Below are 11,817 nucleotides of genomic sequence, written 5' to 3'. Positions count from 1 at the left end.
CACGCTCCATCGTTACTGTTGCGGTACGGGAAACAGGTCTGGGTCCCGGTAATCGGGGACGATGAACGGCCGCTGCATCACGGCGGGAGGAGCGGTTGTGGCCGACCGGTACTCGTGACATGCCGATGTGCACTTTCTCGCGGTATGACAGAAACCGACGCAGCTTGCGGCCTCAAAGCGGCGATGAGACCAGTACACGTCTTCGTCGCGGCCGTGGACTTGGATTCGATGGCACCGTCCGCAAAACTCGTCACCCTGGGTGAACGGGCCCGCCGCTGAGTAGTGGCAACGCCAGCACACCTGCTTGTTGGTGAACGCCGCCGCCCTGCCGTGGCTTACCACCTGGCGATCCGCTATCCAGTCGGGGGGATGGGGCATGGTCACTCCGTGGCATGGCAGGCACTCTCTGCTCTCGTCATGGCAGCCGTAGCAGTAATTCCACGCGATGTCGATCGCATGCTGCGCGGGGAAGGTCCTCTCGGCGGGGCGAGCGCCGTCGCCCACGTCCCTCGTGTGGCAGACCGCGCACTCCGCTCTGGCCTGCACGCCGTCATGGCAGTGCATGCAAATCGACATCTGCGGTTCGCGCGCGGGCGTCACCACGCCAGGATGTCCGACCTGGTTGTGGCAGTCGACACAGCGGGAGTCACCCGTGGCGATCTGCGCGTGGTTCACACGGATGTAGCCCACCGTGATCGTGCCGTCTGTCACGGCGCGGTGGCACCTCAGACACGACGCGTCGACTACGCGTCCGTCCATCAGCTCGTTGCGAGGAGGCTCTTGGACCTCGAGGTACTCGCGCACCCAGCGCGAGAAATCGATCTTCTGGCTCACGTACCCGCTCAGTCCCGGCTCCATGTGGCACTTCACGCACCTGACCGTCTGGTGCGCGGTCTCATCGAGCGCCCGGCGCTCCCTGCCCTCTGAGTGGCAGTTGAGGCAGTTGGTCTCGGCCTCCGTGTAGTACGTGATGGGAATCATCAGCGTGACAAAGAAGACCAGCAGCACGAACCGGCTGATCCAGCGCTCTCTGCGCGTGGCGGCGACGCGTATCCATGTGACCTTGTTGCGTTTGCGGCTGACGAGCATGTAGATGGAAAAACCGAGCGCCGCCAGGAACGCGAGGAACACGAGCAGGATAAGCAGTACGAGCAGCGTCACCGTCGGATTGGCGGCGGGCGACACGACCGCCTGCTGCAAATCGAGCAGCAGGATGTCGAGGGCGTCACGCCAGGTCATGTCGCTGAGCTGCCTATTCAAGTCCCAGCCGATCTCTCAGAGTGGAGAGGATGTCTGGCGGGATGCCAGGATGCACGTGCTGGGTGTGGCACGCGGTGCACGTGGTGTCTTGGTGACACCGAAGACACCGCTCCTCCGTGCCGGGTGACGTCTCTAGGTGGCCGCGCAAAAATCCTTCCGGATGGGGCATCTCGACTTGGTGGCACGCAAAGCAGAACTGCTCGTTGTCGTGACAATCGAAGCACACCTGCCGGGCTTCCGGCGCGAGTACGGCGTTACCGTGGCGGGCGAGATAGCCGGAAGGATGCGGCAGTTCGACGCCGTGACACCTCGCACAGTACGAGGGGACGTGGCAGATGTTGCACGTGGCGAGCTCGCCCATGCCGTGTAGCGAGCGCCAGTTGGCGCCGTGCGTGAGCCGCCACTCGCTCACGTAGTGCGGACGGGCCTCCCGTTCTTCCGTATGGCAGCTCTCGCAACGGGCGTTTTCAAGCGTGTTGTGGCACGAGAGGCACACGAACATGTCCGGGCGGCGTTCCGCGGCACCTGAAAGCGCGTGACCGGTTGTCGAGTGGCAGTCGGTGCACTGATACCCGCCAGCGATCTTTTGCTGGTGGCTGATGCGGACTCCGGTGGGGGCTGAGAACGTGGAGGCGATCTCCATCGTGTGACAACCGGCGCAGGTGGCGTTGGTGACCACGGTGCCCCCGCTGGGCCTGAAAAGTATCTGGGAGGTGACCATGCGCGCGTACCGGACTCGGAAATCGAGCCGGTCTGCCAGCGTGGTCCCGCTGTGACACGCGTTGCACGAGAGATCAGAGTGAGCGGCCGCTTGATGTGACGCGCGCGTGTCTGAGTGGCATCCTCGGCACGTGATGGTCAGGGGTGCCGCGCTCATGGTGGTGAACCCATAGATGACCGCGGCCAGCACGGCCGCTTTCACCACGAAGACAGCGCGGTCCTCGAGCGCGTGGCGCTTGCGTCTACGCTCTCGTGCGCGCTCGTCTAAGCTACTCACCGGCGGATCCCTGGTGGAGATGATCGATGACTTTCGTTGAGAGCGCTTGACCGTGGACCCTCAGCTGGTCGCGGTGGTCGACCGGTACGCCGCCGCGCGAGTACGTCGCGTAGGTGATGAGGGAGAGCGTCCCCTTCTGGTGGCCCACAAAGTAGCGGGCGCGGTTTGAGTCGTAGCCCATGTACGCGAGCGCGGCGCTCTCTCCTACAACCGTGACGACGGCTTCAAGCGGGAAACCGGCTGCGGTTCGCTCCACATGAAGCCGGGCGTTTTCTTCAGAGTCCCACAAGGTGAGGAGAGCGTACACGTTGAGGGGCGAGGCGAGTTGCAGGTGCATGTCTTCTGGCTCGTAGACGGCTTCCGCCTGAAGGCCGCCGCCGTACGGCGTGTCTTGGTATGCCCTGGTGGCGTAGCCGGTCAGCGAAACGGGGAGCAGCGTGAAGAGCGGCTCTTCAGGTGGCTCGACACGGGCCGTGTCCGCTGGCAGGTTGGCGACCGGACGGGTGCCGGACTCCGCGGCGATGCGTGAGTCCTCGAATGCGAATGACACCAAGAAGAGCAGGAACGCAAGGACCGCGAGCGTGCTGAGCGCGATCAGGGTGCGGCGCCGTTTGTCCTCGCGCTCGAGCGCGAGCTGACGCTCGGACTTCGCGGGCTGCGGCTCGTGCTGCGGTCCGGGGACGTGCCCCGCCTCTGTGGGGCGCTCCGAATCTGGCTGCATGGTGAGTGATATCACATCCAAGGGTCACAGAGGCGGGCATGATGGGTTCGCTTCGCAGTTGATGAAAAGTATATCAAACCGCCCGCCGTTCTCTGGCAGCTGGCGGGAGACAGCCGTCGGGAGCCGTCGGAAGGCCCCTTACATCGAGCGCCCCCGCTCGCGTACACTGATACGCACACTCGTTGACGCGGAGAGGGGTGCGCAGATGACACTGCCCAAAGTCGACAAGATTTGGATGGATGGCACGCTCGTCGATTGGGACGCGGCGCAGGTGCACGTCCTCACTCACGCGCTCCACTACGGTTCCGGCGTCTTTGAGGGTATCCGGTGCTACGCGACTCCTGACGGACCAGCGGTCTTCCGGCTTACCGAGCACATGGAGCGCTTCGAGCGCAGCGCCCGGATGCTGCTCATGACACTCGGCTACTCGGTCGAACAGACGGTCGAAGCCGTGCTCGAGACCATCCGGATCAACCGTCTGAGCTCTTGTTATATTCGCCCGATCGCGTTTCGGGGGTACGGGGTCATGGGTCTTGACCCGATGCCCGCTCCGGTCAACGTGGTAATCGCCGCGTGGCCGTGGGACACCTACCTCGGCGAAGACGCGCTCGCAAACGGCGTTGCGGTAGGGGTCTCCAGCTGGCGTCAGCGCGGGATCAACTCGACTCCGCCGGCGGTCAAGGCAACCGGCCAGTACATCAACTCTTCGCTCGCGCGCGTGGAGGCGAACCGTCACGGTTACGCCGAGGCGATCCTGCTTAACGAAGAGGGCAGAGTGTGCGAGGGTACGGGCGAGAACCTCTTCATCGTCAAGAAGGGCGTGATCCACACGCCGCCCGTCTCAGATGGCATCCTTGAGGGCATCACCCGCGACAGCATCATGACGCTCGCGCGTGACAAGGGCATCGAGGTCCGTGAGACGTCGCTCGTGCGCACGGACCTCTACACGTGCGACGAGATGTTCATGACAGGATCGGCCGCGGAGGTCGTGCCGGTTCACTCGGTCGACGGACGTGAGATTGGAAAGCCCGGTCCGATCACCCTCGGTCTGCAGGAGAGCTTCTTCCGTGTGGCCAAGGGCGAGGACGCGGCGTATGAAGCGTGGCTCACCCGCGTGTGAGGCCAGGGAGGGCAGCGATCGTGGTCACCCTTTACGACACGACACTAAGAGACGGGACCCAGCGCGAGGGGCTCTCGCTTTCCGTCGACGACAAGCTCCGCATCGTGCAAAAGCTCGACACGCTCGGCATACACTATGTCGAAGGCGGCTTCCCGGGATCCAACCCAAAAGACGCCGAGTTCTTCGAGCGGGCGCGCGAGCTTGAGTTGGAGACAGCGGCCGTGTCAGCTTTTGGCTCGACGTGCCGCAAGTACACCGCGCCCGAGGACGACGAGGGTCTATCCGCGTTGCTCGCAACCGGATGCTCGGCGCTCTGCGTCTTTGGCAAGGCGTGGGACCTCCACGTCACCGAGACGCTCCAAACAACGCTCGAGGAAAACGTGCGGATGGTGCGCGACTCGGTCGCCTACCTCAAGGCGGCGGGCCGTACCGTCTTCTTCGACGCCGAGCACTTCTTCGACGGCTACGCGCACAACGCCGACTACGCGATCGAGGTCGTGCGCGCCGCGGCTGCGGCGGGCGCTGACGCGGTCGTGCTGTGCGACACCAACGGCGGCACCCTGCCGCACGAGGTTTTGCGGGCGACGGGAGTGGTGGCCCTTGAGGTCGACGCCCCGCTCGGCATACACGCGCACAACGACGGTGGATGCGCGGTGGCGAACTCCCTGCTCGCCATCGAGGCCGGATGTACGCACGTGCAGGGGACGATCAACGGCTACGGCGAGCGTGCGGGTAACGCGGACCTGACGGCGATCATCCCCGCGCTCGTGCTCAAGATGGATCGCCCGTGCATCTCGCGTGATCAACTCAAGCTTATCACCGAGGTGGCGCACTTTGTCGCCGAGACCGCCAACGTCGCCCCCGACCCGCACCAGCCCTACGTGGGCGCGAGCGCGTTCGCGCACAAGGGAGGCGTGCACGCGAGCGCGGCCGCGCGGCTGCCGGAAGCCTACGAACACGTTGGCCCGGCGGCGGTGGGCAACCTCGCTCGCGTGGTCGTGAGCGAGCTCGCCGGTCGCGCATCGCTCACGATGAAGGCGGCAGAACTCGGCATCGATCTGACCGGGGAACCGGCGGTCACCGGAGCGGTGCTCGACAGCGTCAAGGAACTCGAGCACAAGGGGTACTCCTTCGAGACCGCCGACGCGAGTCTTGAGATCATGCTCAAGAAAGGCATCGGCTCGTACGAGCCCTCGTTTACGCTGGAGTCGTTTCGCTGCATCATGGAGAAGCGCGAAGACGGGCGCGTCATGACCGAGGCGACGATCAAGTTGCACGTCGCCGGTCACCGCTACATCGCCACCGCCGAGGGTAACGGCCCCGTCAACGCGCTCGACAAGGCGCTGCGCATCGCGATAGGCCGCTTCTACCCGCGCCTCGACGAGTTCGAGCTCACCGACTTCAAGGTCCGTGTGCTCGACGAGAAGAAGGGCACCCGTGCCGTGACGCGCGTCCTCATCGAGACATCGGACGGGGAGAAGAGTTGGGGAACGGTGGGGGTCTCGGAGAACATCATCGAGGCGTCGTGGGAGGCGCTTGTCGACTCGGTCGAGCACGGACTCGCACATCCTCGGCAGGAAACCCGGGTTCTCGATGGAAGTTAGCTCCCAAGAGGATCCCGTCGAGCGGGTCAAGAGGTGTGGCATGAGGGTCGTTCGGTTGCTTGCGGATGGCGACTGCCGCTGGGGGCTTGCCGACAACACCACGGTGACACTCATCTCAGACGAACCGTTTGCCCGGTGGGAGCGTGAGGCGAGCATCGCGCTTGCCTCCGCGGAGCTGATCGCGCCGGTTGCTCCCACCAAGGTAGTGTGCGTGGGCGTGAACTACCGGGCGCACGCCGAGGAGCTCGGCCACGTGGTGCCCGACGAGCCCGTGTTGTTTCTCAAGCCCCCAACGGCCGTGAGCGGTCCCGGCTGCGCTATCCGGATTCCGCCGGGAGTGGGGCGCGTCGATTACGAGGCGGAGCTTGGCGTTGTCATCGGCAGGCGCACGCGCCACGCCACACTCGAGGATGCGGCCGCGAACATTTTAGGCTACGTGTGCGCCAACGACGTCACCGCCCGCGACCTTCAGCGCACGGACGGCCAGTGGACGCGCGCCAAGAGCTTCGACGGGTTTTGCCCGCTCGGCCCGTGGATCGAGACGGACGCCGATCCAGCCGACCTGCTTGTCGAGTCGTACGTCAACGGCGAGCGGCGCCAGTCGTCGCGAACGAGCGACATGATCTTTAGCGTCCACGAGATCGTGAGCTTTGTGAGCGGCGTGATGACGCTCGTGCCCGGCGATGTGATCCTGACCGGCACGCCCGCGGGCGTAGGGCCGCTCGCTTCAGGCGACACCGTCGAGGTGCGCATCGAGGGCGTGGGGAGTCTCGTCAACCCGGTTGTGCTGGGCTGATCGCAACCCCGTGCCGCCCGTCTCGCGCGAACAGCCGTTCGGCTATCCACAGGCCCCAAATGTCGGCGCTCCGTGCTATGCTGACCACATCATCTTGTGTTCACCATCGACGGGGGAGCGACACACCGACATGCCCGCGGACCGCTTGAGAACGCCGGAGGTCGACGAGTTGCTCCAAGCGTTCCTCGCGCTCGAAAACGCGGAGGAAACATACGCGTTCCTGCAAGATGTGGCCACAATCAAGGAGATCCAGGACATGGCTCAGCGCTTCCACGTGGCCGCGTTGCTCGCCTCAGGCGAGCACTACAACCACATCCGGGACGTGACGGGTGCCTCGGCCACCACCATCAGCCGGGTGAGCAAGGCGCTGAACTACGGGGCTGACGGATACCGGACCGTACTCGCCCGTCTTCACACCGAAAAGCGGTGACCGCCTCGCTATGTCCTTTGTCCACCTTCACACTCATACCGAGTATTCGCTTCTCGACGGAGCGGCGCGCGTCAACGACCTTGTAAGGGCCGCTGCGGCGTACGGAATGCCCGCGCTCGCCATCACCGACCACGGCGGGATGTACGGCGCGGTTGAGTTCTACCGCGCCGCGAAGGAGGTGGGCGTCAAGCCGGTCATCGGCTGCGAGATCTACTTCACCAAGGGCTCGCGGTTCACCCGCGAAGGCAAGCCCGACCTCTACCACCTGCTTCTTCTCGCCAAGAACGCGACTGGCTACCGCAACCTGATGGCGCTCGTGAGCGAGGCGTCGGTTGGCGGCTTCTACTACAAGCCTCAGGTAGACCTTGAGTTGCTAGAACGGTACGCCGAGGGCCTCATCGGGACAAGCGCGTGCATGAGCGGCATCGTGAGCAAGTCCTTCGAGCTGGGCATGGCTGAGGAGGCTCGCGAGTGGGCGATGCGCTACGCGCGCGTCTTTGCGGATGGGGATTTCTACCTGGAGATCCAAGACCAGGGACTTGCCGCCGACAACGGCGTGACTCAAGCCCAGATCACTCGCGAGACCGCTTCTCTCGCCGCCGAGCTCGGGCTGCCGCTCGTCGCCACCAACGACGTCCACTACACCGCCAAAGAGCACGCTGCGGCTCAAGACCTGCTGCTTTGCATCGGGACCGGCTCGACGCTCGACGCGAAGGGGCGCATGAAGTTCTCGTGCGATGAGTTCTACCTCAAGTCGCCCGGTGAGATGGCCGAGATCATGGCGGCGTACCCGGAAGCGATAGCCAACACGGTAGAGATCGCGAATCGATGCGACGTCGAGATCGAATTTGACCGGCTCGTCTTCCCGCGTTTCGAGGTTCCTGGCACGCACTCGGAAGAGTCGTTCCTTGAGGCCGAGTGCCTCGTGGGCCTCGTGCGCCGCTACGGCGACCCCGTGCCGCCCGAGGCGATGGAGCGCCTTAAGCGCGAGCTTGCGGTCATCAACGGCAAGGGGTATGCCGCGTACTTCCTCATCGTCGCTGACTTTGTGCGGTGGGCAAAGGAGTGCGGGATTGGCGTGGGGCCGGGGCGCGGAAGCGCGGCTGGTTCGATCATCGCCTACGCCCTCGGCGTCACGAGTCTCGATCCCATCGAGCACGGACTGCTCTTCGAGCGCTTCTTGAACCCCGAGCGTGCCGAGATGCCCGATATCGACATCGACTTCGATGACGAGCGCCGCGGCGAGGTCATCGACTACGTCCGCGACAAGTACGGCGAGGACAAGGTCGCGCAGATCATCACGTTTGGCACGATGAAGGCGCGGGCAGCGGTACGCGACGCGGGCCGTGTGCTCGGCTATCCCTACGGGGTGCCCGACAGGATCTCGAAGATGATCGTAGATGACCTCAAAGCGACCATCGACTCCTCGCTCGCGCAAAACCCGGAGTTCAGGGAGGATTACGGCTCTAACCCCGACACCAAGCGCATCGTGGACGCCGCGCGCTCGCTGGAAGGGATCGTGCGTGGCGAGGGCGTGCACGCCGCGGGCGTCGTCATCTGCCGCGACCCGCTCTTCTGGCACACGCCGGTCAAGCGCGACACCAAAGGCGACGCGGTGGTCACGCAGTACGACGGCAACGTCATCGCGGATCTCGGCCTGCTCAAGATGGACTTCCTCGGCCTGCGTACCCTCACCGTCATCGCGCAGGCGGTGCGAAACATCGCCGAAAATCATGGCACCACGATCAAGCCTGACGAGATACCGCTCGACGATGAGCCAACCTTCGAGATGCTCCGCCAGGGAGACACCGTGGGCGTGTTCCAGGTCGAGTCGCCGGGCATGCGGGCGCTGTTGCGCGACATGAAGCCCACCTCATTCGCCGACATTGTCGCGCTGCTGGCGCTGTACCGTCCCGGGCCGCTTGGCTCAGGCATGGTCAAGGACTTCGTCAACCGCAAGCACGGACGCGCGGAGGTCACCTACTACGACGACCGCCTCAAACCGGTTCTCGAGGAGACGTACGGAACTGTCGTCTACCAAGAGCAGGTCATGCGCATCTCCATGGAGATGAGCGGTTTTTCGGCGGCGAAAGCGGACAAGCTGCGCAAGGCGATGGGCAAGAAGGACAAGAAGGTGCTCGACGCGCTCAAAGCCGACTGGGTCGACGGCGCGCGTGCGCAAGGCTACGACCCCAAGCTTGCCGCCCGGATGTGGGAGGACATCGAGAAGTTCGCCGAGTACGCGTTTAACAAGAGCCACTCGGCCGCCTACGGCCTCATCACGATGCAGACCGCCTACCTCAAGGCGCACTATCCTACCGAGTACATGGCGGCGGTGCTCACCTCGTACGCCGGCAAGACCGACAAGATCGTCAAGTACGTCGCGGAGTGCAACCGCGCCGGCATGCGCGTGCTCCCGCCCGACGTCAACTCGTCGGGCCTCGACTTCACCGCCGTGCCGGAGGGCATCCGGTTTGGCCTCGCTGGCATCCGCGGTGTGGGCGCGGGGGTCGTCGAGTGCATCATCGCCGCCCGTGAGGAGGGCGGGGCGTTCACCTCGCTTACAGACTTCTGCACGCGTGTCGACCTGACCGCGCTCAACAAAAAGGCGCTCGACGCGCTCATCAAGGCGGGGGCGTTTGACTCGACAGGTTATACGCGCAAGCACCTCACCTCACTGATGGACGCGTGCGTTGATTCGGCCCTCAGGCGGCAGCGCGATCAGGCGGCCGGACAGGTCTCGATGTTTGACATGTTCACCGCCGAGGAGAGCTCGGGCTTCTCCGATCACGCGCCGCCGCCCAACGGCGACGAGTGGGACAAGAAGCTGCTGCTCGCGTTCGAGAAAGAGATGCTCGGCATATACGTCTCGGACCACCCGCTGCGCGAGATCGCCGACGCGATCGCGCATGCGCGCACGATGAGTCTCGGCGAGATCGACGAGGCGCCAGACGGCGCGACGGGATGGTTCGCTGGCATCGTGACTGGAGTTGCGCGCAAGCCCACCAAGCGAGGCGGAATGATGGCGATACTGACCTTCGAGGACCTCGAAGGGTTCACCGAGGCGGTGCTCTTCCCGCAGGTCCTTGAGAGGGCGGGGATTGTGGCGTCGGTCGACGCGGTCTTGCGGCTCAAGGCAAAGATCGAGAACTCAGATCGCGGTGTGAAGCTCATCGTGCACGAGGTCCAGCCCTTCGACGGGGCCGCGTTCGCGCCCCCTCCGTCCACGGTGGTCGTGCGGGCCTCGGAGGACGTGCTGCAAAACGGGCGCGCGGATCGGCTTCGGCGCATCGTGGAGATGTACCCCGGCCGAGACGCGCTCCTTCTCGAGGTCTGCTGCAATGGCGTGACCAAGACGTTCCAGATGCCCGCCGGGATCGATGCCGGCGCCTCCGGGCTCCACGCTGAACTGATCGAACTCTTTGGGGCGGCGGCGATCAGCGAGCGGTAGTGGGAGGAGGGCGCTGGCGCGAGTATCTGTGCGCGGACACCTGGGCGCTACATCGCTCTAGCACTACAGCACTCTACTGTGATAGAGTGTCGCCCGAGACCGCACACGGCAACTGACGCCGGGAGGAGGAATCGTGCAGCCAATCACACCACGGGGATTTCGCGACGTGCTCCCGCAGGAGGCGGCGGAACGCGCCGTCATCGCCGACACTCTCTCGGGCGTGTTCGACGCATGGAGCTACGGTCGAGTCGAAACACCGGTCGCCGAAGAGTACGAGGTGCTCGCGGCGGGTACCGGCTCGAGCCTGGAAGGACGAGCGTTTCGCCTCTTTGACACTGACGGTGTTCTTCTGTCGCTGCGCCCTGAGATGACGGTGCCGATCGCGCGGCTCGTCTCCTCCCGTCTGCGCGACACGCCCGGGCCGCACCGCCTGAGCTACGTCGCAGACGTCTTTCGCGAGCACGTTTCGCTGCGCGGACAGGCTCGGCAGTTCACCCAGGCCGGAGTCGAGCTCGTGGGAGCGGCTGGTCCCGCCGCGGACGCAGAAGTCCTCACCATGCTCGCCGAGTCTCTCGACGCGACCGGCGCGCTCCGCTACACGATCGCGCTGGGTACGGTCGCGGTCTTGCGCGCCCTCCTCGAGGCGTCCGGCGGGGATGCGCAGTGGCGCTCGGCCGTCCTTGCGGCGGCCCACGAGCGCAATCTCGTGGAGATCGAGCGCCTGGCGGTGAGCGGGGGCATCGAACCCGCTGTGGCCGAGGCCATCCGGACCGTGCCGCGTATCCGGGGTGGCATGGAAGCGATCGAGCGGTGCCGCGCGGTTGCCGGGGAGTGCGGCTGCACCGAGGCGCTCGACGAACTTGGCACTCTGTGGGAGCTTCTCGAGTCGACGGGGGCCGCCGCGCGCGTGACCGTTGATTTTGGAGTGATGCGCTCCTTTGACTACTACACCGGCGTCGTTTTCGAAGTCTTGGCGCCCGGGCTCGGGCTCGCGATAGGCGGGGGTGGCCGCTACGACGCGGTCCTGTCGGTCTACGGCACGCCCGCTCCGGCCGCCGGGTTCGCGCTTGGCATCGAGCGGCTCCACATCGCGCTTGCCGAGCAGGGAGTGAGCATCCCGGTGCGCGGACTCGACACGCTCGTGTGCGGCACCGTTCCCGCCGAGGTCTTCGCGGCGGCGGCGCGGCTGCGCGCTACGGGATTGCGTGTGCGTATCGCCCCGGGGATGTCCGCGCCCGACGCTGTGTGCGCCGCGCGCGCGGCCGGCGCGCGCGAGGTGGTGCTCGCCGAGGGCGGCGAGATCGTGCGCCTCGACGCCGATGCCGATGCCGACGCCGACGCCGACGCCGATGGCGACGGCGCGTGCGCCGAGGTGTTGCCCGCACCGGCTAGCACCCCCGCGCCCGGCGGAGGTGCGCGATGATCGCCAGGAGCGCCG

Annotated in this window: 9 protein-coding genes; 6 read left to right on the top strand and 3 right to left on the bottom strand. The window is 65.4% G+C overall.

Going from position 1 to position 11,817, the window contains the following annotated elements:
- Nucleotides 1-12: 12 nt before the first annotated feature.
- Genes KGZ40_00945 through KGZ40_00935 form a run of 3 tightly spaced genes read right to left on the bottom strand, consistent with a single transcriptional unit; the run spans nucleotide 13 to nucleotide 2,978 of the window.
- Nucleotides 13-1,239 carry a NapC/NirT family cytochrome c gene (locus KGZ40_00945; protein MBS3956090.1) on the bottom strand — a complete coding sequence of 409 codons (1,227 nt, stop codon included), beginning with the start codon at nucleotides 1,237-1,239 and terminating at the stop codon, nucleotides 13-15.
- A gap of 13 nt (nucleotides 1,240-1,252) precedes the next feature.
- Complete coding sequence (locus KGZ40_00940) at nucleotides 1,253-2,257, bottom strand: hypothetical protein (GenBank protein MBS3956089.1); 1,005 nt, start codon at nucleotides 2,255-2,257, stop codon at nucleotides 1,253-1,255.
- On the bottom strand, nucleotides 2,250-2,978 hold the full coding sequence (locus KGZ40_00935) for a hypothetical protein (GenBank protein ID MBS3956088.1): 729 nt from the start codon (nucleotides 2,976-2,978) through the stop codon (nucleotides 2,250-2,252). The genes KGZ40_00940 and KGZ40_00935 overlap by 8 nt, the downstream gene beginning before the upstream one ends.
- A 205-nt stretch (nucleotides 2,979-3,183) precedes the next feature.
- Between KGZ40_00935 and KGZ40_00930 the strand changes: the two genes are divergently transcribed.
- The 6 genes from KGZ40_00930 to hisZ all read left to right on the top strand — a co-directional run bounded on the left by KGZ40_00930 (nucleotide 3,184) and on the right by hisZ (nucleotide 11,802).
- Nucleotides 3,184-4,098 (top strand): branched-chain amino acid transaminase, encoded by a 915-nt coding sequence (locus tag KGZ40_00930; GenBank protein MBS3956087.1) that lies wholly within the window; start codon nucleotides 3,184-3,186, stop codon nucleotides 4,096-4,098.
- 17 nt (nucleotides 4,099-4,115) lie between these two features.
- Nucleotides 4,116-5,702, top strand: a complete 1,587-nt coding sequence (gene cimA / locus KGZ40_00925; protein ID MBS3956086.1) for a citramalate synthase — start codon at nucleotides 4,116-4,118, stop codon at nucleotides 5,700-5,702.
- Nucleotides 5,703-5,742: 40 nt separating this feature from the next.
- Nucleotides 5,743-6,498 (top strand): fumarylacetoacetate hydrolase family protein, encoded by a 756-nt coding sequence (locus KGZ40_00920; protein ID MBS3956085.1) that lies wholly within the window; start codon nucleotides 5,743-5,745, stop codon nucleotides 6,496-6,498.
- A 130-nt stretch (nucleotides 6,499-6,628) separates the two neighbouring features.
- Complete coding sequence (locus KGZ40_00915) at nucleotides 6,629-6,928, top strand: TrpR-like protein YerC/YecD (GenBank protein MBS3956084.1); 300 nt, start codon at nucleotides 6,629-6,631, stop codon at nucleotides 6,926-6,928.
- 10 nt (nucleotides 6,929-6,938) lie between these two features.
- Entirely contained in the window at nucleotides 6,939-10,379 is a 3,441-nt protein-coding gene (gene dnaE, locus KGZ40_00910) for a DNA polymerase III subunit alpha (protein MBS3956083.1), read from the top strand.
- A gap of 133 nt (nucleotides 10,380-10,512) precedes the next feature.
- Nucleotides 10,513-11,802 carry an ATP phosphoribosyltransferase regulatory subunit gene (hisZ, locus tag KGZ40_00905; protein MBS3956082.1) on the top strand — a complete coding sequence of 430 codons (1,290 nt, stop codon included), beginning with the start codon at nucleotides 10,513-10,515 and terminating at the stop codon, nucleotides 11,800-11,802.
- The last annotated feature ends 15 nt before the right edge of the window (nucleotides 11,803-11,817 follow it).

Source organism: Clostridiales bacterium (assembly GCA_018333995.1).
In the GTDB taxonomy this organism is placed as follows: domain Bacteria; phylum Actinomycetota; class Coriobacteriia; order Anaerosomatales; family SLCP01; genus JAGXSG01.
This window is presented reverse-complemented; position numbering and strand designations above follow the sequence as displayed.

Bases quoted from the DNA above. Each gene is read 5' to 3' on its own strand.
- KGZ40_00945 (MBS3956090.1), bottom strand. From the start codon at position 1,239: ATGACCTGGCGTGACGCCCTCGACATCCTGCTGCTCGATTTGCAGCAG.
- KGZ40_00935 (MBS3956088.1), bottom strand. From the start codon at position 2,978: ATGCAGCCAGATTCGGAGCGCCCCACAGAGGCGGGGCACGTCCCCGGA.
- KGZ40_00930 (MBS3956087.1), top strand. From the start codon at position 3,184: ATGACACTGCCCAAAGTCGACAAGATTTGGATGGATGGCACGCTCGTC.
- KGZ40_00920 (MBS3956085.1), top strand. From the start codon at position 5,743: ATGAGGGTCGTTCGGTTGCTTGCGGATGGCGACTGCCGCTGGGGGCTT.
- KGZ40_00915 (MBS3956084.1), top strand. From the start codon at position 6,629: ATGCCCGCGGACCGCTTGAGAACGCCGGAGGTCGACGAGTTGCTCCAA.
- dnaE (MBS3956083.1), top strand. From the start codon at position 6,939: ATGTCCTTTGTCCACCTTCACACTCATACCGAGTATTCGCTTCTCGAC.